The sequence below is a fragment of the Micromonospora sp. NPDC051141 genome, assembly GCF_044455765.1.
Taxonomy (GTDB): Bacteria; Actinomycetota; Actinomycetes; order Mycobacteriales; family Micromonosporaceae; genus Micromonospora.
Window position 1 is genome coordinate 98,680 of the sequence record NZ_JBITFD010000011.1, and the last position, 21,627, is coordinate 120,306.

Consider the following 21,627-nt stretch of genomic DNA (forward strand, 5'->3'; position numbering starts at 1 on the left):
GTGAATGCCCCCAGTGGCACCTGTACGACGGACGGCCGCCCGGATGGCGGCCATGCTCGTCGCGATGCTGGCCCTCGGCCTCGTGACGGCGCCGGTCTCCCCCGCCTCGGCGGCGCCCCCGACTGGCCGGCTCGCCGCCGCGCCCGGTGACGACGACGAGGGCGGCACACCGGCGCTGCGCGCCAAGCTCGACGCCGCCAGCAAGGGCTGGCTGGAGGCCAAGGCCGCGCTGACCCGGTCGGTGACCCGGCAGAAGCAGCTCAACGAACGACTCGTGACGATCGACGCGGAGCTGGTCGAGCGCAACGCCAAGGTCGGTGAGATCGCCGAGGTGGCGTACCGCACCGGCCGGATGGGCACCGCCGCGGCGCTGCTCGGCAGCACCAGCCCGGAAGGCTTCATGGACCGGGCCGCCGCCCTGGAGACGGTCGCCGCGCACGAGGACCGGACGCTGCGCGAGCTGATCATCACCCGCGACGAGGCGCTCCGCACCCGTACCGCGCTCGACGGCGAGGTCCGCGAGCAACGCAAGCAGGTCACGGTGATGGCCAAGCGCAAGGAGCAGGCCGAGCAGGCGCTGGAGGAGGCCAACAACCGGCCGTCCGCCAGCAGCGGCGGCGGCACCGGGATCCGGGGCACCTCCACCGCGAACGCGAAGCCGGCCAAGCGCAACTCCGACGGCTCCTGGCCGGCCGAGTCGTGCAGCGTCAACGACCCGACGCCGGCCAGCGGCTGCATCACCCCGCGTACGCTGCACGCGCTGCAACAGGCCCAGGCCGCCGGCTTCACCAGGTACGTCTCCTGCCACCGACCCAGCGGCTCCGGCGAGCACCCGAAGGGTCGGGCCTGCGACTTCGCGGCCCAGAAGAGCGGCTTCGGCGGCGTGGCCAGCGGCGGCGACCGGACGTACGGCAACAACCTGGCCGCGTACTTCGTGCGCAACGCCGACCCGCTCGCCGTGCTCTACGTGATCTGGTTCAAGCAGATCTGGCTGCCCAGCAGCGGCTGGAAGTCGTACAGCGGGGGCAACGGCGACCCGTCCAGCGACCACACCAACCACGTGCACCTGTCGGTCTACTGAGCACTACGCCCCACGACGTACACCGGGTGTCGGGGGGGGGGGGGGGGGGGGGGGGGGGGGGGGGGGGGGGGGGGGGGGGGGGGGGGGGGGGGGGGGGGGGCCCCCCCCGCCGCGCGCCGGCCCCCCCCCCCCCCCCCCCCCCCCCCCCCCCCCCCCCCCCGGGGCGACGATCGGGACATGAGACGACTCTCCCCCGCCGGCCGCAAGGCGCTGCTCACCGCGCACCTGGCCACCTCGCTCGGCTGGCTCGGCACCGACCTGACGCTGCTCGCGCTCGGCGTCGCCGGGCTGCGGGGCGCCGATCCCGACGTGGTCTACCCGGCGGCGGCGCTGGTGGTCACCTGGCTGTTCGCACCGCTGAGCGTGGCGGTCTGGCTGATCGGGACCGCCAGCGCCCTGCTCACTCCGTGGGGCCTGCTGCGCTGGCGATGGGTGCTGGTGAAGATCGCGCTCACCACCGTCATGCTCGGCCTGGTGCTGCTCCTGCTGACCCCCCGGATCCGGCACCTCGGCGCGCTCGCCGGGGCAGCCGACGCGCACCTGCGGGTCGACCTGGTGGTGCCGCCGGCCGTCTCCACCACGCTGCTGCTGATCGCCACCGTGCTGTCCGTCTGGAAGCCGTGGGGGCGGATCAGGCGGGCCGGCCCTCCAGCGTCGCGCCGAGGCGGGCGGCGAGGCCCAGGTGAGCGGCCCGTGCCTGGCGGAACGCGTAACCGAACAGCGGTGCCGGCGCGGTGAGCGTGATCTCCACGTCGATCCGCACCACGCCGTCGGGCTCGTCGCGCAGCCGGGTGTGGTTACGCACCGTCGTGGCCGGCTGCTGCCGGGCGACGGTGACCACCTCGTCCTCGGTGGCGACCAGCACGTCCGCCTGGTAGGTGACCGGGAAGTGCAGCGGACCGAGCTCCAGCCGGTCGGTGATCGCGAAGCTGGCCAGCGCGCCCGGCCGGGGCGGCAACTGCCGGACCCGCACGATCAGCGGATGCAGCTCGCCCTGCCGGCTCAGGTCGCCGAGCAGGGCCACCGCGTCCGCCCGGCTGCACCGGGCCTGCACGGTGTAGCTGAAGCTGTCGCTGCTCTGCAACCGGTCCCCCTCGCCGTCGTGGGTCCGGACGATCGTCCCGTACCGGGGCCGGCCTGGCAACGGGTCGAAGGTCCCCCGGCCGGCGAGGGGCCGGACGCAGGATCGGTGCGTGGGCGGGTGGCGCTCAGGCGCCGGGGAGCACCTCGGGAGCCTCATCGGCGAACCAGGGCTCCGGCGCGCCGAAGAGACCGAGCAGGCCGGTCACCCAGAGCTGCCGGTGCACGAACCGGCTCGGCTCGGTGACCACGAGCTTGACGCCGCTGACCTCGCAGGTCTGGAAGCCGGCGACCATCGCGCTGATGCCGACCGAGTCGATGAACGTGACGAGCCGCATGTTCAGCTCGATCCGGACGGGACGCGCCTTGGCCAGCACCTCGGCGATCGCTTCCCGCACCTCGTACGCGGTGTCGACGTCGATCTCCCCACGGGGCGCGATCTGGACGACACCACCCGGACGCACCGATTTCACGATCGACAGGCTCACGCGAGCACCTCCACTCGCCCCAACGGGCGCCTCATCAGTACGCGGGCCGCGACCGAGAGTATTCCTCCAACGGCCCCGGTCGCCACCCCCCGGGATGAGCAATTCGCGGACTGGGCACACCTGGGTGAGCCCAAACCGCACCTCCGGGTTCCGATTTCCCCTTCGACGCGGACCAGCGACCGGCCGAACGACCGGACCGGGTCGGCCGATCCGCCGACCCAGGGTAGCGGGCCCGCGCATCCCGCAGGCACACCCGGTCCCCGGCGCGTACGGGTGATTCCGCCCACCCCGTCCGGTTCCCCGTCGCTCGACCGGCGGAGCGGCCGGGGTTTGGCGCGGGAGCGGGCGGGGCACTGCCCCGGGAAGTGAACCGTGACGCGCCGGATGACCACCGGAGTCCGACGTGGCCGCCGGGCTTCGGCACCCGAGGAGGTAGAACGATGTTCGGATCCAGCCTGTTGGACCGCCGCAGCAAGCCCGAGCGGGTCGCGGACCAGGCCTGGCAGCACCTGCTCGACGCGGTCGGAACCGCCGGTGACAGCGTGCGGGACGCCACCCGCGTCGCGCGCCGCAGCTCCTCCGGCCTGGCCGACGAGGCCACCGACCTGGTCGGCTCCGCCGCCGACGAGGCGCGCCGCCGGGCCGGCCTCGCCTTCGACGCGCTCGCCGGCCGGCGGCCCGCACTGCCGTGGACGCTGCTGATCGCGGCGGCCCTGGCCGGCGCGGCGATCGGCTGGGCCGCCGGCACCGCCGCCCGCGCCGCCGGCAGCCGGGAGCGTGCCACCGACGAGATCGAGTTCGTCGACGTCGACCGCCCCAACTCCCCCGCCGGTCTGGACGGCTGACCGCACCCGCACCCGCACACGACGAACGGTGGCCGTCCCCGACGAGGGGACGGCCACCGTTGCGTCAGCGGGCTTCGGTGACCATGAGGTTGACCGGACTTTCGCCCGTCAACCTCATGGTCGTCCCACAGAGCCGGTCAGCGCGCGGCGCAGGAGACGGTCGGCGCCCGGTTGCCGTTGGGGGCGGTGCCGGTGAAGCCGACGGTGGTCGACGCGCCGACGCCGAGGTTGCCGTTCCAGCCGGCGTCGGTCACCGTGACCGCCGACCCGGTCTGGGTGTACGTCCCGCTCCAGAGCTGGGCGATCCGCTGACCGTCCGGATAGGTCCAGGTCAGCGTCCAGCCGGCGATCGGCGTGGTGCCGGAGTTGCGCACCGTCACCTCGCCCTGGAAGCCGCCGGGCCAGGAGTTCGTCACCGCGTAGGTGGCGGCGCAGCCGCGTCCGGTCGGCGTCGGGGTCGGTGACGTCGGCGTCGGCGACGGCCCCGTCGGCGTCGGAGTCGGACTGGTCGGCGACGGCGACGGGCTCGTCGGGGTGGGCGACGGGCCGGTCGGGGTGGGGCTCGCCGACGTCGGCGTGGGCGTGGGCGTGCCGCCGAGGCGGTCCGCGACCAGGATGCCCCGGCCGTTGGTGCCCAGGTAGACCCGGCCCCAGACGCGCGGGTCGCCGGTGAGCGCCTCGCCCGCGTTGCCGTACTGGTGCTGGTCGTCGTTGATCCGGACCCAGGTCGCGCCCGCGTCGTCGGAACGGAAGACCCCGTGCGTGCCGTCCACCGTGCCGACGGTGAACAACGCCGGGTACGTCTTCCCGGGCGCCGCCTTGCCGAAGCCGACGTTCACCGCCGTGGACACGCCGGTGACCTTGGTGAAACTCGCGCCGGAGTTGGTGGAGTGCCAGAGGCCACCCTCGCCGGCCAGCCAGATGTCGCCCTCGACGCCGGGTAGCGCCTTGAACTTGACGCCGGTGGTGGGCAGGCCGGTCGCCGCGGTGGCGGTGAACGCCGCCCCACCGTTGGTGCTGACGTAGAACTTCCCGGCGCTGACCCCGTAGAACTTGTTCGGGTTGACCCGGTCGGACTCGACGACGGCGTTGGCCGGGATGCCGGTGGCGGCGGTCCACGAGTTGCCGAAGCCGACCGAACGGACCACCTGCTGGCCGGCATCGCCGGGCGACCAGACGAACTGGCTGCCGTCGGCGGACGCGGCCACCGTGCCGCCGTTGTTGATCCCGCCGGGCTCGGTGCCCTGGAACCAGTTCGCGCCGCCGTCGGTGGAGAACGCCACGTGGCTGTCGTTGGGCCGGTCGGCGTCGGTGAAGTTGCCGGCCCGAACCATGACCGCCGGCTTGGTCTCCGCGTAGTCGAGGCTGGTGGTGCTGGTGAAGACCGGCTGGGTGAACATCATCGGCGGCACCGCCGCGAGGTCGGTGTGACGGAACCCGCCGATGTCGCCGAGACCGCTGACCAGCGGCGCGCCGGACGGCGGGCTGACCAGGTCGAGCACGGCGGTCTCCTCCAGCCCCTTCACCATCGGCGTGATGGTGAACGTGCCGCCGGTGTCCCACTTCGTCAGGCCGGTGGTGCCGTAGATCGTCGCGCCGGTGCCGTACATCATCCGGTCGCTGTCGAACGGGTCGATCTCCAGCGACTCGTTCATCCAGCCCAGTTTCGGCGTCTCCTCCGGCGGCGCCGGATTGGTGCCGAACGTCAGCCACGGCACCGAGCTGACGTCCATCGTGTACTTCTTGCTCCGGTTCGGATAGCTGGTGAATTCCCAGATCCGGGTCCAGGTCGCGCCGCCGTCGGTGCTGCGCCAGAAGATCGCGTCCGGCCACCAGGAAACCTGGGTGGCGACCATCAGCGTGTTCGGGTGCTGACGGTCGATGGTCAGCCCGGAGTAGCCGAAGTACGCGTCGCCGCTCGACGACGGCACCGGGCTGATCTGCGTCCACGCGCCGGTGGCCCGGTTGAACTTCCACACGTCGCCCTTGCCGCCGTCGTACGGGCCGCCGGTGTCGCTGGTGGCGAGGTAGAGGAAGCCGCCGACCGGGTCGACCACGCCCTTGTGCGCGAGGTAGCCGGTGGGCTGGCCGGGGATCCGTTCCCAGGTCGCGCCGGCGTCGGTGCTGCGGTAGACCGGGTTCTGCTTGTCCGCCACCCCGACGTAGATGGTCTTCGTGGCGGTGCCGGCCGTGCCGGTGCCCTTGTCGAAGCTGACCCAGGTGAGGCCCTGGTTCTGGCTCTGGTAGCCGCTGCTGTCGTTCGGGTCGGCCCGGTAGTTGCCCACGTTCGGGAAGTTGGCGACCTTCGCCCAGGTCGCACCGAAGTCGGTGCTGCGCCACAGGCCGTTGCCGCCCTCGGCGCCGTAGTAGAGCACGCTGTTGCGGTTCGGGTCGACCGCCAGCCGCTCCCCCATGCCCCGGCCGGGCATGTTGCCGCCGTTCTTGAACGGCAGCTCGGTGGCCTGCCAGGTGGCCCCCTTGTCGGTCGAGCGCAGGATCGCCCCGTGGTTCGGGTCCCAGTCGTTGGTGTACATCCCGACCGCCGCGTACACCCGGTTGGTCTGCACCGGGTCGGTGGCGAGGCTGACCACCCCGTTCCAGCCCCACCGGTCCGCGCCGACCCAGTCCAGCAGCGGCGTCCACGACCGGGTGGCCTGCTCCCAGCGGTACGCGCCGCCGATGTCGGTCCGCGCGTAGATCAGGTTCTTCTCGGTCGGGTTGAAGACGATGCCGGGGACGAAGCCGCCGCCGTCGATCCGGACGTTCTTCCAGGTGTACGGCTCGACGGCCGCGGCGGCGGCCGGGGGTACGCCGGTGGCGACGAGCGGCACGGCGACGGTCGCCACGGTGGCGGCCAGCGCGACGGCCGCCAGGCCGGCGAGTTTTCTGCGCATGGGGCGGGATCCTCTCGGTTGCCCGGGGGCGGGGAACGGGAGCAGGGGGTGGCGCTTCGAGGAGGGGAGCTGCCCGGGCTCCCCGTCGGCGTACTGGCTCCCGCAGCCGAGGGACCCTCAGCGTACGCCGATCGACCGCGTCATGGAAGCGCTCCCATATCACCCGTTCCGGGTGCGGTCGGATCACCCGGTCGCGCGCAGGATCGCAGGGTGCGGGACCTCCCCGCGCGTCGACCACCCACCGGAGGGAGAACCGGATGACCACCGGCACGACGACGCGTACCGACCGGGAGATCCGGTCCGCCGTACGCGACGAACTGGCCCGGGCGGGCCTCGACGACATCGGGGTGACCGTCGACGGCGGCGTGGTGACGCTGACCGGCCCGGTGGCCGACCCCGCCGCGCGGTGGGCCGCCGAACGGGCCACGCACCGGGTGGCCCGGGTCCGCGCGGTCGCCGACGACCTCGCCGTCCCGACCGTCCCGACCGTCCCGACCGGCGCCGGCCGGGACGACGCGGGGCTCGCGCTCGCGGCCGTCCGGGCGTTGGAGTGGGACGCGTTCCTGCCGGTCGCGGCGCTGCGGGTGACCGTCGCCGACGGCTGGGTCACGCTGCACGGCGAGGTCGAGTGGGAGTACCAGCGGCGGGCCGCCGAGCGGTCGGTCGCCCGGCTCCCCGGCGTACGCGGACTGAGCAACGGGCTCACGGTGCGGTCGTGAACCGAACCACCCGGCCCGGGTGAGCCCGGCTCACCCGGACGCCCGGCAGGGTGGACGGTATGAGTGATCCGAACGGGCTGATCACGCCCGGGCAGACCGCGCCCGGGTTCACGCTGCCGGCGTCGCCCGACGCGCGGGAGGTGGGCCCCGGGCAGTTCCGTGGCCGGCCGGTGGTGCTGGCGTTCTACCCGGCCGACTGGACGCCGGTGTGCGGTGACCAGATGGCGCTCTACCAGGCGGCGCTGCCCGAGCTGGAACGGTACGACGCGGTGCTGCTGGGCATCTCGGTGGACAGTGTCGACTCGCATCGGGCGTTCGCGCAGAGCCGGGGCATCCGGTTCCCGCTGCTCGCCGACTTCGAACCGAAGGGCGAGGTGTCCCGCCGCTACGGCGCGTACGCCCCGCGCGGGCAGTCGGACCGGGCGCTCGTGGTGATCGACGCGGACGGGCGGGTGGCCTGGAGCCACCTCTCCCCGCCCGAGGTGAACCCGGGCGTGGACGGCATCCTCGACGCCCTGGAGCAGCTCGGCGCCGATCGGCGGGTGAGCACGCGATGACCACCCCGTTGCAGGTCACCACCGCCCGGCTGCGGGTCCCGGTCACCGACCGGGACCACGTCCGCGGTCCGGCCGACGCCCCGGTCACCGTCGTCGAGTACGGCGACTTCCAGTGCCGGTTCTGCGGCGCCGCCTACCCGAACCTGGCCGAGGTGCTGCGCCAACGGGCCGACGTGGTGCGGTTGGTGTACCGCCACTTCCCCATCACCAACGTCCACCCGTACGCGGAGAACGCGGCGGAGACCGCCGAGGCGGCCGGCGCGCGGGGCCGGTTCTGGGAGATGCACGACTGGCTCTACGAGCACCAGGACCAGCTCGACCCGGTGCACCTGTCGCTCGGCGTCGAGCAGATCGGGCTGCCGCCGGACGAACTCGGCGCGGAGGCGGCCCGGCAGACCCACGCCGACCGGGTCCGGCAGGACTTCGTGGGCGGCATCCGCAGCGGCGTCAACGGCACGCCGACGCTCTTCGTCAACGACATCCGCCACGACGGCGGCTACGACCTGGCCGAGCTGCTGGCCGTGGTGGACGCCGTCGCGCCCGGCTGACCGGACCGGGCCCGCCCGCGACCGGTCAGATCAGCCGCAGCTCGCGCGCCCGCCGGACCGCCTCCCGCCGGCGGGTCGCGTCGAGCTTGCGGTAGACGTTGCGCACGTGCGTCTTCACCGTGTTGACCGAGAGCGACAGCTCGGCGGCGATCTCCACATTGGTCAGGATGCTCTGGAGATACCGCAGGATGGTCAGCTCCCGTTCGGTGAGCGGCTCGTCCAACGCCCGCGCCGGCCCGTCCGGTGCCCCCTCGGCCCCGGACGCGTCGACGCCCCGGACCAGGTCGCTGACGGTCGCCCAGTACGCGGTGCCGGAGTCCAGGTGGGCGGCGAGCAGGTCACGTACCCCCGGCTCGGCCCGGGTGAACACGCGCCGGCAGCCGTCCGGCTCGGCCAACGCCAGCGTCTCCTCCAGCAGCCGCCCGGCCCGCCGCCCGTCGCCGGCCGCCCCGGCCAGCGCGGCGTCCAGCAGTCCCGCGCCCAGCCGGACCGGCAGCGGCCAGCGCTGGGCGTCCGGCCCGGTCCAGTCCGGCAGCGCCCGCTCGGCCGCCCGGACGTCGCCGGCCCGCAGCCACAGCCGGGCCGAGACCAGGGCGAGCGCCGGATCGGCGGAGTCGTCGCCGGCCGCGTCCAGCAGCGCGCGGGCCCCGCCCGGGTCGCCCACCGCGGCGCGGAGCTGGGCCTCGCCGGCGGTCAGCCACGCGCCCAACTCGGGCCCCGGCGCGACCGGCCGGGCCGCGGCCAGCGTGTGCAGCCCGGCGGCCGGTTCCCCACCGTCGGCCAGCAGCCCGGCCCGGCAGAGCGCCGCCAGCGCCGCCCCGCCCGGCTCCGCGCCGGCCGGACCGGCGAGCGCGAGCTGCGCCGCCGCCTCCGCCGGCCGGTCCCGGTGCCAGGCCACCAACGCCAACGCCAGGTACGCGTAGCCGCAGTCCAACCGCGACGACCAGCCCTGACAGGGCGGCATCGACAGGGCCGCCCGGGCGCGCTCCTCGGCGGTACGCAGCGCGCCCCGGGCCGCCTCCAGCAGCGCCGACCGGCTGGCGCAGAGCAGCTCGACGCGGGGCCGACCGGCCCGACGCGCCGCGACGAGCGCCGCGGAGAACCGTCCGCCCGCCTCCCGCAGGTCCCCCTCGGCGAGCGCGACCAGCCCGTGCGCGGCCCCGGCCACCGCCCGCACGTCGTCGACGCCGGCGGCCCGGGTACCGGGATCGGCGTCGGGGTCGGCGGCGGCGGCGTGGACGACCCCCGCCCCGCCGTGGACCGGCTCACCGGGGCGCCGGCGCGCGGGCCGGTCGCCGTCCGGGCCGGCGGGGTCGTCGTGCGGGGCGGTGGCGAGCAGGCGGTCGGCGGCGGCGCGTACCTCCGCGTGGTCCCCGGCGAGCCGGGCCAGGCTCAGCTCGACCGCGGTGGCCAGCCGGCGGAACCGGTCGCGGCGCGGTGCCGGCAGGTCCGTCGCGTGCCCGACCGCGCGGCGCAGCAGCGCCTCGGCGGCGGCCGGATCCCCGGCGTACGCCCGTTCGGCCGCCGCGGCCAACGCCAGCTCCGGGTCCCGGCGTACCGCCTCGGCCGGGGGCTCGGGCGGCGCCGGCGGGGCGGGGCGGGCCGGCTCGTCCGGGGCCAGTTCCGGCCAGCGGGTGACCAGCAGCTCGGTGGCGTCCGCCCACTCGCCGGCCGCCAGCGCGTGCCGCAGCGCCTCGGCCGGCCGGTCGTGCGCGGCGAGCCAGTCGGCCGCCCGCCGGTGCAGTTCGCCCAGCTCGCCGGCGGGCAGCCGGGCCAACTCGTCGCGGAGCAGGTCGGCCAGCAGCGGGTGCGGCCGGTACCAGGGCGGGCTGCCCCCGTCCTGCTGGACGAAGCCGCCCTCCCGGGCCGCCTCGGCCAGCAGGCGCCCGGCGTCGGCCCGCCCGGTCACCGCCGCGGCCAGGTCGGCGCGGACCGCGACCGCCACCGCGCTCCGGCGCAGGACGTCAACCACCGCCGGGTCCAGCGGCGCGAGCACCTCGTCCCGCAGGTACGCGGCGATGTCCGGCTGGTCGCCGGCGACGTGCGCCACGGCCCGCGCCGGGTCGGCGCCCAACGCCAGGGTGGCGAGGCGCAGCCCGGCCGGCCAGCCGGCGGTCCGCTCGGCGAGCCGGGGCACCGCCTCGGCCGGCACCGGCACGCCGTACGCGACCAGCAGGTCGGCCACCTCGTCGGCGGTGAACGCCAGCGCGTCCGGGCCGAGCACGGTCAGCTCACCGGCCAACCGCCACCGGTGCAGGGCCAGCGGCGGTTCCCGGCGTGCGCCGGCCACCAGCCGGAGCCGCCCGTCGCTGTGCCGGAGCAGGAACTCCAGCCCGGCCAACGCCTGCGCGTCGGTCACCCGGTGCAGGTCGTCCAGGACCAGCAGCACCGGGTGCTCGCGGGCGGCCAGCGCGGCGGCGAGCGCTTCGAGCTGCGCCGGCCGGGGCGGATCCACCGGGACCGGCGGGTCCGCCCCCGGGTCACCGGCGACGGCGGTGCGCAACGCCGCGGCCAGGTACGCCCACAGCCGTTCGGTGGTGTCGCCCTCCGCCACGGAGACCCAGACCGGCGCCGGACGCGCCCGTTCCGCCCGCGCCCAGTCGGACAGCAGCGTCGTCTTGCCCCACCCGGCCGGGGCGAGAAGCAACGTGACAGGTCCCGCCCCCGCGCCCCGCTCCAGCCGGTCCCGCAGCCGGGGACGCCGCAGCAGCGGCTCGGGCGGCGCGGGCGGCGCCAGCCGGGACGCCAGCAACGGCGGCCCCGGCCGCCGCGGCGGACCGGCGTCGGCGGTGAGCGGTTCCGGCGTCCCGACGGCCGTCGGCGCGTCCGCGTCGGTCGGCGCGGCGGCGGTGAGCCGTTCCGGCGTCCCGACGGCCGGCCGCGCGTCCGCGTCGGTCGGCGCGGCGGCGAACCGGACCGGGTCGACCTGCTCCGGCATGCGTTCCTCCCCCGTCGGTGCGGGGGGCGGTTACCCGGACCGGGCCGGTTCACCCCTTCCGGGCGAACCCGCGTCACCCGGACCGCCGCCACGCTGGGGACACGCGGACGGCCGGCCGCGCACCGCCGGCCGCCCGGGTGACCGCGACCTCGGGAGGGCCTGTGACCCGGACCGGACGGCTGGCCGACAGCGTACGCGCCCTGGCGGCCGGCGCACTGGCGCTGGTGCGCCGACGGCGGGTCGCGACCGACCCCCGGCCTGGGCGCTGGCAGGTGGTGACCGTGACCGGGCGGCCCGAAGAGGTGCTCCCGGGCGGGCGGTGGCCCGAGCCGCTGCGCCGGCTCGACGGCGCGGTGGAGGTCTGGGCCCGCCCGGCGCCCGGCGGGCGCGGCACCGAGCTGGCGGTACGCCCGCTGGGCGGGACACCGGCGCTGGCCGGATTCGCCGCTCACCTGGTCGGTGACGATCCCGGCCGGTACCTGCGGCAGGTGCTCCGGCAGACCCGGCAGCTCCTGGAGACCGGCGAGGTGCTGCGGGCGGACCGCTCGCCGCTGGACCGCCCAGCGGCGCGGCGGACCCGCCGACCCGGACCGGAGGCGACCGGGTGAGGGCCCTGTGCTGGGAGGGCACCGACGCGCTCGCGGTGCGCCAGGTCCCCGACCCGGAGCTGCGCAACGCCCGGGACATCATCGTCCGGGTGCGACGCAGCGCCACCTGCGGCGGTGACCTGCCGCTGCTGGCCGGCCGGGTGCCCGAGGCGGCCACCGGTGAGGTGCTCGGGCACGAGTTCGTCGGCGAGGTGGTCGAGGTCGGTCCGGAGGTACGCCGGCACCGGGTCGCGGACCGGGTGGTGGTCGGCGCGGCGATCGCCTGCGGGGCCTGCTGGTTCTGCCGGCAGGGGCTGCTGGCCTGCTGCGACAACGGGACCAGCGACGCGGCCACCGAGCCGGAGTGGGGGTCGCCCGCCGCCGGGTGCTTCGGCCGGCCGGCCCGCCTCGGTGGTTTCGCCGGCGGCCACGCCGAGTTCGTCCGGGTGCCGTACGCCGACGTGGGCGCGTTCGCCGTACCGGAGGGGGTCGACGACGACCGGGCGGTCTTCGCCGCGGACGCCGCGCCGGCCGGCTGGCACGGCGTCGAGCTGGCCGGTGTCGCCCCCGGAGACGTGGTGGCGGTCTGGGGCGCGGGCGCGGTGGGACAGCTCACCGCGGCGGCGGCCGTGGCCCGCGGCGCGGCCCGGGTGATCGTGGTGGACGAGCACGCCGACCGGCTGCGGATGGCGGCCCGGCACGCCGGCGCCGAGCCACTCGACCACCGGTCCGTCGACGTCCTCGCCGAGCTGCGGGAACGCAGCGGCGGCCGGGGGCCGGACGTGTGCGTGGACGCGGCCGGCCCGCCGACCGGTCCGACCCGCTGGCCGGCCGCCGGCCCGGACGCCGGGGTGGCGCTGCGCGAGGCGGTGCACGCCTGCCGCAAGGGCGGCACGGTGGTGGTGCTCGCCGGCGGGGCGACGTTCGTGGACCGGTTCCCGCTCGGCGCGGTCACCGAGAAGGGGCTGGCGGTACGCGGCGGCGCCCGGGTCGGCCCGGACGCCATCCCGGCGCTGCTGGACCGGATGGCCCGGGACGAGCTGGTCACCGAACACCTCGCCACCCACCGGCTGCCGCTGGACCGGGCCGCCGAGGGGTACGCGTTGTTCCGGGACCGGGCGGACGGCTGCGTCCGGGCGGTCTTCACGCCGTGAGTCCGGCCGGCGGGTGGCACACTCGGCGGATGCCCGCAGACCGCGCGTACGACCTCGTCCTGTTCGGCGCCACCGGCTTCACCGGCGGCCTCACCGCCGAGTACCTGGCCCGGCACGCGCCGGACCGGCTGCGCTGGGCACTCGCCGGCCGCAACCCGGCCAAGCTGGCGGCCGTCCGCGACCGGCTGGCCGCCATCGATCCCGGCCTGGCCGAGCTGCCCCTGCTCACCGCCGACGTCACCGACGCGGCATCGCTGCGGGCCGTGGCGGAGAGCGCCCGGGTGGTCGCCTCCACCGTCGGCCCGTACGTGCACCACGGCGAGCCGCTGGTGGCCGCGTGCGCCGCCGCCGGCACCGACTACCTGGACATCACCGGGGAGCCGGAGTTCGTCGACCTGATGTACGTGCGGCACCACGCCGAGGCGGTGCGCACCGGGGCGCGTCTGGTGCACGCGTGCGGCTTCGACTCGATCCCGCACGACCTCGGTGTCTGGTACACCGTCAAGCAGCTCCCCACGGACGGGCCGGTCACCGTGGACGGCTACGTACGGGCCGGCGGCCGGTTCTCCGCCGGGACGTACCACTCGGCGCTGACCGCGTTCTCCCGTACCGGTGAGACGAGCCGGGCGGCGAAGGCCCGGCGGGCGGTCGAGCCCCGACCGGACGGGCGGCGGGTGCGGGCGGTGCCCGGCCGGGTCGGTCGGATCCGCGAGTTCGGCCAGTGGGCGGTGCCGCTGCCCACCATCGACCCGCAGATCGTCCGCCGGTCGGCGGCGGCCCGCCCCGAGTACGGCCAGGACTTCCGGTACCGGCACTTCGCCGCACTGAAGCGGCTGCCCACCGTGCTGGTCGCCGGCGTGGGCCTGGCCGGCGTGGTCGGGCTGGTGAAGGTGCCGCCGACCCGGCGCTGGCTGCTCGGCCGGCTCGCCTCCGGTCAGGGGCCGAGCGCCGCGCAGCGGGCGAAGTCCTGGTTCCGGGTGCGGTTCGTGGGCGCCGGTGGCGGCCGGCGGGTGGTCACCGAGGTGGCCGGCGGCGACCCCGGCTACGACGAGACCGCCAAGATGCTCGCCGAGTCGGCGCTCTGCCTGGCCTTCGACGAGCTGCCGGAGACCGCCGGCCAGCTCACCCCGGTGGCCGCGATGGGCGACGCGCTGCTGGACCGCCTGGTCCGCGCCGGCATCACCTTCCGCACGCTGAAGGCGTAAGGCGGGGCCCCCTCTCAACGCTTTCGGTAGCGGCGGGGCCCCTCTCAACAACCCCGGGGCGTTGACCCTCGACCCGGTGGAGGGCACAGGATGACGGCCGTGGAGAGCGAGCTTCGCAGCATCGGTGAGCTGGCCCGGGCCAGCGGGTTGACGGTCAGCGCGTTGCGGTTCTACGACCGCACCGGCGTGCTGACGCCGACCCGGGTGGACCCGGTGACCGGCTACCGCTGGTACGCCGACGACCAGGTGGGCCCGGCCCGCCTGGTCGCCGGCCTGCGCCGGGTGACGCCGCTGGCCGGCATCGCCGAGGCGCTGCGGCACCGGCGTCACCCGGCCGAGGTGCACCGCCTGCTGGACGCGCACCTGCGCCGGCTGGAGGACGGCCTCGCCGACGCGCGCCGTGAACTCTCCCGGATCCGTAGCCTGATCGACCCGGAGGAGACCACCGTGACCACCCGACTGCTGCTGTCCCGCACCGACCTCGCCGCCGCCGTGGACGCCGTACGCTTCGCCGTCGGCGCCGACCCGGACCTGCCGGTCCTGTCCGGCGTGCTGCTGGAGGTCGAGGCGGCCGGCGTACACCTGGTCGCCACCGACCGGCACCGGCTGGCGGTGGCCCGGGTCGACGCCACCGTCGACGGCCCGCCGGTACGCGCGCTGGTGCCGGTGGCGGCGGTCGACGAGCTGCGCGCGCTGCTCGACGGCGACGGGGCGAGCGCGGAGGTGGTCGTCGCCGCGGACCGGGTCACCGTCGCGGTGGCCGGGCGCACGCTGACCACCGCCCCGCTGCCGTACGACTTCCCGGACCACCGCCGGCTGCTGGGCGCGAAGCTCGGGGCCGCGCCCGCGTACCGGATCCCGGTGAACGGCGCGGCGCTGCGCGCGGCGCTCACCGCCGACGACGTGCGGGTGTGCCACCAGACGCACGACGGCGTCGAGCATCCGGTGGTCGCGCTCGGCCTGGACCACGGTGGCGAGCTGCGGCTGGTCGACCCGGCCGCCGTCGGGGACCCGGACGGTGGGCTGCGGGTCGGGTTGAACCGGGAGTACCTGCTCGACGCGCTGGACGCCGGCGGCAACCAGCTCGTGCTGGAGCTGGACGGCCCGATCACCCCGCTGGCGGTGCGCCGGACGGACGACGCGCACGCGTTCTCGGTCCTCATGCCGGTACGGCTCTGACCGCTTCGTCGCGCCCGGCGGCCGGTCCGGGCGGGAGAGCCCGGGCCGGGCCGGCGGGGCCGCGACGGTAGCATCTGTGGGTTCCACCTGACGGCCCGGACGAAAGGCGTACGAGCAGCATGCTCGACATGGAGTTGATCCGGAAGGATCGCGAGGCGGTGGCGACCGCGCTGGCGAAGCGTCTGGATCCCGCCGAGGTCACCCGGGCGCTGGACGGCATCCAGCGACTCGACCAGGAGCGGCGCGCCCTGATCACGGAGATCGATGCCGAGCGGCAGCGCCGCAAGGCCGAGGCGCGCGCGTACGCGGAGGCGAAGCGCTCCGGCGCCACGCCGCAGCCCACCGCGCCGGAGGCCGAGCGCAAGCAGCTCGCGGAGCTGGAGTCCCAGCTCGACGACGTGCAGTCCCGGCTGCGCTCGGCGATGAGCGAGCTGCCCAACCTGCCCGCCGACGACGTGGTCGCCGGTGGCAAGGAGGCCAACCGGGTGGTGCGGACGTTCGGCGAGGCGCCGGCCATCGAGCAGGTCCGCGACCACGTGGAGCTGAGCCGCGCGCTGGGTCTGGTCGACCACGAGCGGGGCGTGAAGCTGGGCGGCTCCGGCTTCTGGATGTACACCGGTCTGGGCGCCCGGTTGGAGTGGGCGCTTGTCAACTGGCTGATCGAGCGGAACATCGAGGCCGGCTACGAGTTCCTGCTCCCGCCGCACCTGCTGCTGGACACCGCCGGCTTCGCGTCCGGGCAGTTTCCGAAGTTCTACGACGACGTCTACCGCATGGACAAGCAGTCCGCCCCGCGCGGCCAGTTCCTGCTGCCCACCGCGGAGACGGCGATCCTCGGCGCCTACCAGGACGAGATCCTGGAGACGTCGAAGCTGCCGCTGAGGGCGTTCGCCTACACGCCGTGCTACCGGCGCGAGGCGGCCGGCTCACACTCCGACGAGCGTGGCACGGTGCGCGGCCACCAGTTCAACAAGGTGGAGATCTTCCAGTTCACGCTGCCGGAGCAGGCCGACGCCGCGCTCCAGGCGATGGTGGGCCACGTCGAGGGGCTGGTCGAGCAGCTCGGCCTGCACTTCCAGACCAGCCTGCTCGCCGCCGGCGACGCCAGCGCCTCGATGAAGAGGACGCTCGACATCGAGGTCTGGATGCCGAGCACCGGGAAGTACAAGGAGGTGTCGTCGGTCTCCTGGGCCGGCGACTACCAGGCCCGCCGCGCGGCCATCCGTTACCGGGAGCCGGGCGGCAAGCAGACCCGCTTCGTGCACACGCTCAACGGGTCGGCGCTGGCCACCAGCCGGCTGTTCCCGGCCATCCTGGAGCAGTGCCAGCAGCCCGACGGCTCGGTGGTGGTCCCCGAGGTGCTGCGCACCAAACTCGGCACCGACCGCCTCACCCCGACCCGCTGACCACTCCCGCCCCGCCCCCGCCCCCTCCCCCGCTCCCGCCCCCGCCCCCTCCCCCGCTCCCGCTCCCGCTCCCGCTCCCGCTCCCGCTCCCGCGATCTTGCACTTCCGGCCCGCGAGATGTCCGGCTTGCCGCTTCCGCCGGGGCCACAACTGCAAGATCGCGGGGGCGAGGGCGGGGGCGGGGGCGGGCCATGCGGGGTAGGAGGAGCAGGGTGAGGGCGAGGGCGGCGAGCAGGGCGGGGCCGGCGCCGTCCAGGGTGCGCACCAGGGTCTGCTGGACGCGGGCGGCGGCGGTCACCACCGGGTCGCCGAACGCGTCGTGGCGGCCCAGCGCCAGCCGCACCTCGTACCAGCCGTACCAGGCGACGTAGCCGCCGGCGACCAGCAGCACCAGGCCGCTGAGCCGGGACACCCACGCGCCGGCGCCGCGCAGCCCGGCCACCACCCGCCCGCGCAGCAGCGCCACGGCGAGCGCGGCCACGCCGACCACCAACGCCATGCCGAGCGCGTACGCGCCGAACAGCGCCAGCCCGCGCAGCGGCGAACCGGCCCGCAGGCTGGTCACCACGATCGCCAGGAACGGCGCGATCGCGCAGGTCAACGACGTGAGCGCGTACGCCGCGCCGAACAACGCCATGGACGGCCAGGTGCGTACGAGCCGGGGCGCGGTGCGCCACGGGCCGGGCGTGGGCAGCCGCCGGCCGGCGAGCAGCCACAGGCCGGCCAGCGCCAGCAGCACGCCGAGCGTCACGGTCAGCCAGGGCAGCCGGGGGCGCAGCCAGTCCGCCGCCGGCGCCACGGCCAGCCCGAACGCGCCGAAGACGGCCGCGTACCCGAGCGTCAGCCCGGCCGTCGCGGTGAGCGCGCGGCCGACCGCGCCGCGCCCGTCGCCGGGGCCGGCTACCAGCACCGACAGGTACGCGGGCAGCATCGCGAAGCCGCACGGGTTGACCGCGCCGAGCATGCCGGCGGTCAGCGCGAGCAGCAGCGCGCCGGTCATCCCCGGGCCAGCGTCTCGACCTGCCGGGTCAACGCCTCGCCGTCGAGGAAGCCCTGGTGGACCACCGTGCCGTCCCGGTCGACGATGACGAACGTGCTCTGCTCGGTCACCTTGAACCGGCGCCACAGGATGCCGGCGCGGTCGTCGAGCTGCGGCGTGCCGGCCAGGTCGAACTCGGTGACGAAGTCCGTCATGGCCCGTTGCTGGCCGAGGCCGGCGACGCCGACGATCGGCACGGTGTCCCGGTAGGCCGGGGCGATCTCGGCGACCGTCCACGCCTGGCTGGCGCAGGTGGCGCACCAGGGCGCCCAGAACCACAGCACGACCGGCCGCCCGGCGAGGGCGGCGGCGGAGAACGTCGTACCGTCGAGCGTCTTCGCGGTGAACGCCAGCGTCTGCGGCACCCGGGCCGGCGGCGTCGACGGCGCACCGGCGGACGCGGCCGGGGCGGACGCGGCCGGGGCGGACGAGGCCGGGGCGGACGCGGCCGGGGCGGTGGTCGCCCCGGCGGTCGCCGCGCCGGCCGGCGTGGCCCGCTCGGACCCGACCGCGCAGGCGGTCGAGCCGGCGAGCGTGGCGGCCAGCACGGCGGCGACACCGAGACGGTGGACGGTACGGGGTGGCATCGGCGCCTCCTGGGCGGGCCGGCTACTCGGCCTTGACCAGCCGGAGCGCGAGTTCGGGGCAGACCTTGACCGCCTTGAGCGCGCCCTCGCGCAGCCAGGTCGGCACCGGGGTGGGCGGGAAGGCCGGGTAGCCGTTGCCGTCGAGCCGGATGAAGTCCGGCACCACGTGCGCGCAGAGCCCGTGCCCGTCGCAGCGGGACCAGTCCAGGGTGAGTTTCTGCGGGTTGCCGTCGGGCGCGCCGGGCAGGCCCATGGTCCCCTTGACGCGTTTGCCGCAGCCCTCCCCGGTGGCGTGCAGCCGCAGGTCGTCGGCGAACACCTCCATCGCGGACAGCGCGAACCGGGCGGTGCCGTCCGGGTGGCTGCACGCGCCGCGTCCCTTCACGTCGCCGGCCGCGGCGCGGACCAGCTCGATCGGCGCGCTGCCGGCGACCGCGAGGTCGACGGAGCGGGCCAGGTCGGGCAGGCCCATCTTGCACGGGCCGCACTGGCCGGCGGACTCCCCGGCCAGGTAGCGGACCACCTGGGCGGCCTCGCCGAGCGGGCAGGTGTCGGTGCCGAGCGGCACGATGATGCCGGCGCCGAGCGTGCCGCCGACCGCGGCCAGCCCCTTGCGGGAGACCTCGGCCCGCTCCGCCGCCTCGGCGGTGATCCACTTGCCGTGGTAGCCGCCCATCAGGATGCCCGGTCCGGGGGGCACCTCGCACAGGTCGAGGATCTCGCGCAGCGGGGTGCCGGCGGCGCACTCCACCACGGCCGGTCGCTTCGCCGACCCGGTGACGGTGAGCAGCACGGTGCCCGGCTCGTCGTCGGTGCCGAGCGCCGCGTACTCGTACGGGCCGATCCGGGCGGCGACCGCGAGTTGGGCGTACGTCTCGGCGTTGGAGAGCAGGGTGGGCAGCCCGTTGACGCCGGAGTCGCTGGACCGCTTCTTGGTGCCGGGGGGGATGTGCGGCAGCCCGTTGATGCCGTTGACCAACGCGCCGCCCTCGCCGGAGATGAACCGGTGCGGCACGGTCACGATGGTGGTCGGCACCGGCATCCGCCGTTCCTGCAACGCCTCGGTCAGTGCGGGCCGGCCCACGTCGTCGTCGGCCACCCCGATCACGATCTCCTCGGCGTCCAGCGCGAACGCGGCGAGCGCGGCGCCGTCCAGGACGAGGTGCGGGGCCCGGGTGAGCAGCACCTTGTCCTTCCAACTCGCCGGCTCGCCCTCGGTGGCGTTGACCACCACCACGGTGGCGAGGTCCTGCCGTTCGGCGGACTCCAGCACGGCGCGCATCTTGCGGGCGAACGGGAAGCCCGCCCCGCCCTTGCCCTTGAGGTCGATCGCCTCGGCGAGCCGGAGCAACGCGGCCGGCTCCATCGGGCCGATCGGGCCGTGCACCTCCTCGTGGGCGAGCAGGTCGAGCCGGCCGAACTCGGCGAACCCGGCAGTGAGCCGGGGCTCCCCGACGCAGGCGACCGGGGGGACGGTCGTCCGCTTCACCGCGCCTCACCCCGCAGCCCGGCCCAGTACGCCCCGTCGACCGCGTCCGCGTCGGCCTTGCGCCGGCGACTGGGGCGGCTGTCCTTGGTGGCCCGCATCGCCCGGCGGGAGGCGAGGTCGACAAGCGTGGGCGTGTCGTCGACGAACGCGTCGTCCTCGGCGGTGTACCGGGCCGGCGGACGCCAGTAGTCGGGCTCCTCCGGCACGTCCTCCTCGTCCCGGTAGCGTCGCCCGGTCCCGCTGCGCGGCTCCGCCGAGAGCGGGGTGCCGGAGATCGGGCCGGCGGAGATCGGCTCACCGGAGACCGGCCGGCTCTCCCAGCGGCGCGGGCTGTCCCACGGCTCCTCGGCCTCGTCGGTCGGGCGCGGCGGGGCAGAGTAGCGGGCCACCTCGGCGGGCGTGGCGTACCGGCCGCTGTCCGGCGGCGCGGAGTGCCGACCCCCGGTGTCCGGCGGCGCGGAGTGCCGGCCGCCGGTCTCCGGCGGCGCGGAGTACGGGGCGGCGACCTCCTCGTCGACCCGGGACCGGCGACTGACCCGCTCCTCGGTGTCCCGGCGGCGCCGGCGGGACCGTTCCCCCTCGCGCCGGCCGGCGACCGGCTCCAGCTCCTCGTCCCGGCTCCGGCGCACCGGTTCGCCCGCGGAGTCCCGGACCCGGGTGGAGGTGGTCTCCCGCTCGGTGTCCCGGCTCCGGGTGGAACGCCGGGCGGCCGGCGCCTCCTGCGTGCGGGCGCGCCGTGCCGGCTCGGCCGGCTCCTCGGCGCGTCGCCGGGCGGCGGCGGCGCGGACCGGCTCCCGCAGCGAGCCGGGCTCCGGCACCACCGGTACGGCGAACCGCTCGGGGTCCCGCTGCCGGGCGGTGCCGGCGGGCGCGGTCCAGGTGGTGGTGGCCTCGGCCCAGCGCCCGCCCCGACCCCGGCCGGCGGCGCTCTCGTCCTTGTCCGCGGTCTTCTTGCGGGACAGCGCCGCGAACACGCCGGTACGTTCCTCGCCCCTGCCGGCCATCGCCTTGTTCAGGGCGGCGGCCTGGTGCTGCTCGCGGCTGCGCTTGCCGAGGTGGACGGAGAGGCGCACCAGCAGCGCCATCACCACGAGCAGCACGCAGGCGAGGTAGCTGAGCACCACCCAGCCCTTCGCGGTCCGGCCGGCGTTGAGGCCGTGGAACAGCGCGAACGGCCAGGACACGTACGCCATCGAGTGCAGCGCGCGCCAGAACCACCGGGGACCGACGCCGGCGAACCGGACCCGGATCAGCCCGGTCCAGAGCACGCCCACCATGAGCAGCGCGGCGACGGTGCCCAGCCCGACGTAGAGGCCGCTGCCGCCGAGGAACGGCACCACCGCGTCGGTCGGCCCGGCCCGACCGATGGCGATCTTGGTGATGACGTGGAAGACCAGCCCGACCACGCCGAGCACGCCGGTGGCGCGGTGCGCGGACTGGAGCAGCACCCGGTGCCGGATGAGCAGCACCAGCCGGTCGGTGGCGAGCAGCCCCAGCATCACGGTGAGGCTGAGCGAGACCAGGGTGACCACCCCGGCGAAGAACTCGGTGAAGAAGAATCCGTACGCGTACACGGCGCCGCCGGCGCCGGCCAGCTCCACACCCGCCCACGCGAGGCCGAGTGCGGAGGCGGTGAGTGCCACCATCGCGGACTTCGACACGGTCCGGACACCACGGCTGCTGGTGGTGGTCCGGACGGTCGTCGCCTTCTCGTTCTGCTGTGCCCGGGCCATCTGCTCCTCGATCGTCTCGCGGCGGCGCCCCCACCGGCCGACCCTGCTCCCCACTCAGGTACGGAGCGCCGGCCCGGGCGGATCACCTCCGGTGGCGA

The 21,627-nt window shown here is 75.9% G+C and carries 18 protein-coding genes and 1 pseudogene; 11 read left to right on the top strand and 8 right to left on the bottom strand.

Features of this window, described 5'->3' with window-relative positions; all coding sequences use genetic code 11:
* The first annotated feature begins 4 nt into the window (after window positions 1-4).
* Window positions 5-1,081: a coiled-coil domain-containing protein gene (locus ACIA6B_RS21220; RefSeq protein WP_396775613.1), complete on the top strand. Its 1,077-nt coding sequence runs from the start codon at window positions 5-7 to the stop codon at window positions 1,079-1,081.
* 177 nt (window positions 1,082-1,258) lie between these two features.
* The gene (locus ACIA6B_RS21225; protein ID WP_396775615.1) at window positions 1,259-1,819 is read left to right on the top strand and encodes a hypothetical protein; all 561 of its coding nucleotides are present in this window, start codon (window positions 1,259-1,261) and stop codon (window positions 1,817-1,819) included.
* Here ACIA6B_RS21225 and ACIA6B_RS21230 read toward each other — a convergent pair.
* On the bottom strand, window positions 1,713-2,225 hold the full coding sequence (locus tag ACIA6B_RS21230) for an SRPBCC family protein (protein WP_281937002.1): 513 nt from the start codon (window positions 2,223-2,225) through the stop codon (window positions 1,713-1,715). The two genes, ACIA6B_RS21225 and ACIA6B_RS21230, sit on opposite strands and share 107 nt — an antisense overlap.
* A 64-nt stretch (window positions 2,226-2,289) precedes the next feature.
* Complete coding sequence (locus tag ACIA6B_RS21235) at window positions 2,290-2,649, bottom strand: STAS domain-containing protein (protein ID WP_107155819.1); 360 nt, start codon at window positions 2,647-2,649, stop codon at window positions 2,290-2,292.
* A gap of 440 nt (window positions 2,650-3,089) precedes the next feature.
* Here ACIA6B_RS21235 and ACIA6B_RS21240 point away from each other — a divergent pair, with 440 nt between their 5' ends.
* Window positions 3,090-3,494, top strand: a complete 405-nt coding sequence (locus ACIA6B_RS21240; RefSeq protein WP_396775617.1) for a hypothetical protein — start codon at window positions 3,090-3,092, stop codon at window positions 3,492-3,494.
* Window positions 3,495-3,631: 137 nt separating this feature from the next.
* Here ACIA6B_RS21240 and ACIA6B_RS21245 read toward each other — a convergent pair whose 3' ends face one another.
* Complete coding sequence (locus ACIA6B_RS21245; RefSeq protein WP_396775619.1) at window positions 3,632-6,388, bottom strand: cellulose binding domain-containing protein; 2,757 nt, start codon at window positions 6,386-6,388, stop codon at window positions 3,632-3,634.
* Between the two features lie 257 nt (window positions 6,389-6,645).
* Here ACIA6B_RS21245 and ACIA6B_RS21250 point away from each other — a divergent pair.
* The 3 genes and pseudogenes from ACIA6B_RS21250 to ACIA6B_RS21260 form a co-directional block, all read left to right on the top strand.
* Window positions 6,646-7,101 (top strand): annotated as a pseudogene (locus tag ACIA6B_RS21250) (BON domain-containing protein); the annotation flags it as partial.
* A 65-nt stretch (window positions 7,102-7,166) separates the two neighbouring features.
* Window positions 7,167-7,664, top strand: a complete 498-nt coding sequence (locus tag ACIA6B_RS21255; RefSeq protein WP_396775621.1) for a redoxin domain-containing protein — start codon at window positions 7,167-7,169, stop codon at window positions 7,662-7,664.
* Window positions 7,661-8,212 (top strand): DsbA family protein, encoded by a 552-nt coding sequence (locus tag ACIA6B_RS21260; protein ID WP_396775623.1) that lies wholly within the window; start codon window positions 7,661-7,663, stop codon window positions 8,210-8,212. Before ACIA6B_RS21255 ends, ACIA6B_RS21260 begins: the two co-directional genes overlap by 4 nt.
* Before the next feature lie 25 nt (window positions 8,213-8,237).
* On the opposite strand, the gene ACIA6B_RS21265 is transcribed toward ACIA6B_RS21260, so the two are convergent.
* Window positions 8,238-11,150, bottom strand: coding sequence for a LuxR C-terminal-related transcriptional regulator (locus tag ACIA6B_RS21265; RefSeq protein ID WP_396775626.1), 2,913 nt, complete (start codon window positions 11,148-11,150; stop codon window positions 8,238-8,240).
* Between the two features lie 161 nt (window positions 11,151-11,311).
* On the opposite strand from ACIA6B_RS21265, the gene ACIA6B_RS21270 reads away from it, so the two are divergent.
* The 5 genes from ACIA6B_RS21270 to serS all read left to right on the top strand — a co-directional run bounded on the left by ACIA6B_RS21270 (window position 11,312) and on the right by serS (window position 16,681).
* Window positions 11,312-11,758, top strand: coding sequence for a hypothetical protein (locus ACIA6B_RS21270; protein WP_396775629.1), 447 nt, complete (start codon window positions 11,312-11,314; stop codon window positions 11,756-11,758).
* On the top strand, window positions 11,755-12,891 hold the full coding sequence (locus ACIA6B_RS21275; RefSeq protein ID WP_396775630.1) for an alcohol dehydrogenase catalytic domain-containing protein: 1,137 nt from the start codon (window positions 11,755-11,757) through the stop codon (window positions 12,889-12,891). Before ACIA6B_RS21270 ends, ACIA6B_RS21275 begins: the two co-directional genes overlap by 4 nt.
* Before the next feature lie 29 nt (window positions 12,892-12,920).
* On the top strand, window positions 12,921-14,096 hold the full coding sequence (locus ACIA6B_RS21280; RefSeq protein WP_396775632.1) for a saccharopine dehydrogenase family protein: 1,176 nt from the start codon (window positions 12,921-12,923) through the stop codon (window positions 14,094-14,096).
* Between the two features lie 90 nt (window positions 14,097-14,186).
* Window positions 14,187-15,275: a MerR family DNA-binding transcriptional regulator gene (locus tag ACIA6B_RS21285; RefSeq protein WP_396775634.1), complete on the top strand. Its 1,089-nt coding sequence runs from the start codon at window positions 14,187-14,189 to the stop codon at window positions 15,273-15,275.
* A 119-nt stretch (window positions 15,276-15,394) separates the two neighbouring features.
* The gene (serS, locus tag ACIA6B_RS21290; RefSeq protein ID WP_396775636.1) at window positions 15,395-16,681 is read left to right on the top strand and encodes a serine--tRNA ligase; all 1,287 of its coding nucleotides are present in this window, start codon (window positions 15,395-15,397) and stop codon (window positions 16,679-16,681) included.
* Here serS and ACIA6B_RS21295 read toward each other — a convergent pair.
* From ACIA6B_RS21295 to ACIA6B_RS21310, 4 genes are read right to left on the bottom strand one after another with little or no spacing between them, the layout of a single operon-like run.
* Complete coding sequence (locus ACIA6B_RS21295) at window positions 16,665-17,681, bottom strand: cytochrome c biogenesis CcdA family protein (protein WP_396775637.1); 1,017 nt, start codon at window positions 17,679-17,681, stop codon at window positions 16,665-16,667. The genes serS and ACIA6B_RS21295 overlap by 17 nt on opposite strands.
* Window positions 17,678-18,307 (bottom strand): redoxin domain-containing protein, encoded by a 630-nt coding sequence (locus ACIA6B_RS21300; protein ID WP_396775639.1) that lies wholly within the window; start codon window positions 18,305-18,307, stop codon window positions 17,678-17,680. The genes ACIA6B_RS21295 and ACIA6B_RS21300 overlap by 4 nt, the downstream gene beginning before the upstream one ends.
* A gap of 22 nt (window positions 18,308-18,329) precedes the next feature.
* On the bottom strand, window positions 18,330-19,796 hold the full coding sequence (locus tag ACIA6B_RS21305) for an NADH-ubiquinone oxidoreductase-F iron-sulfur binding region domain-containing protein (protein WP_396775641.1): 1,467 nt from the start codon (window positions 19,794-19,796) through the stop codon (window positions 18,330-18,332).
* On the bottom strand, window positions 19,793-21,583 hold the full coding sequence (locus ACIA6B_RS21310) for a hypothetical protein (RefSeq protein WP_396775643.1): 1,791 nt from the start codon (window positions 21,581-21,583) through the stop codon (window positions 19,793-19,795). The genes ACIA6B_RS21305 and ACIA6B_RS21310 overlap by 4 nt, the downstream gene beginning before the upstream one ends.
* Window positions 21,584-21,627: the final 44 nt, after the last annotated feature.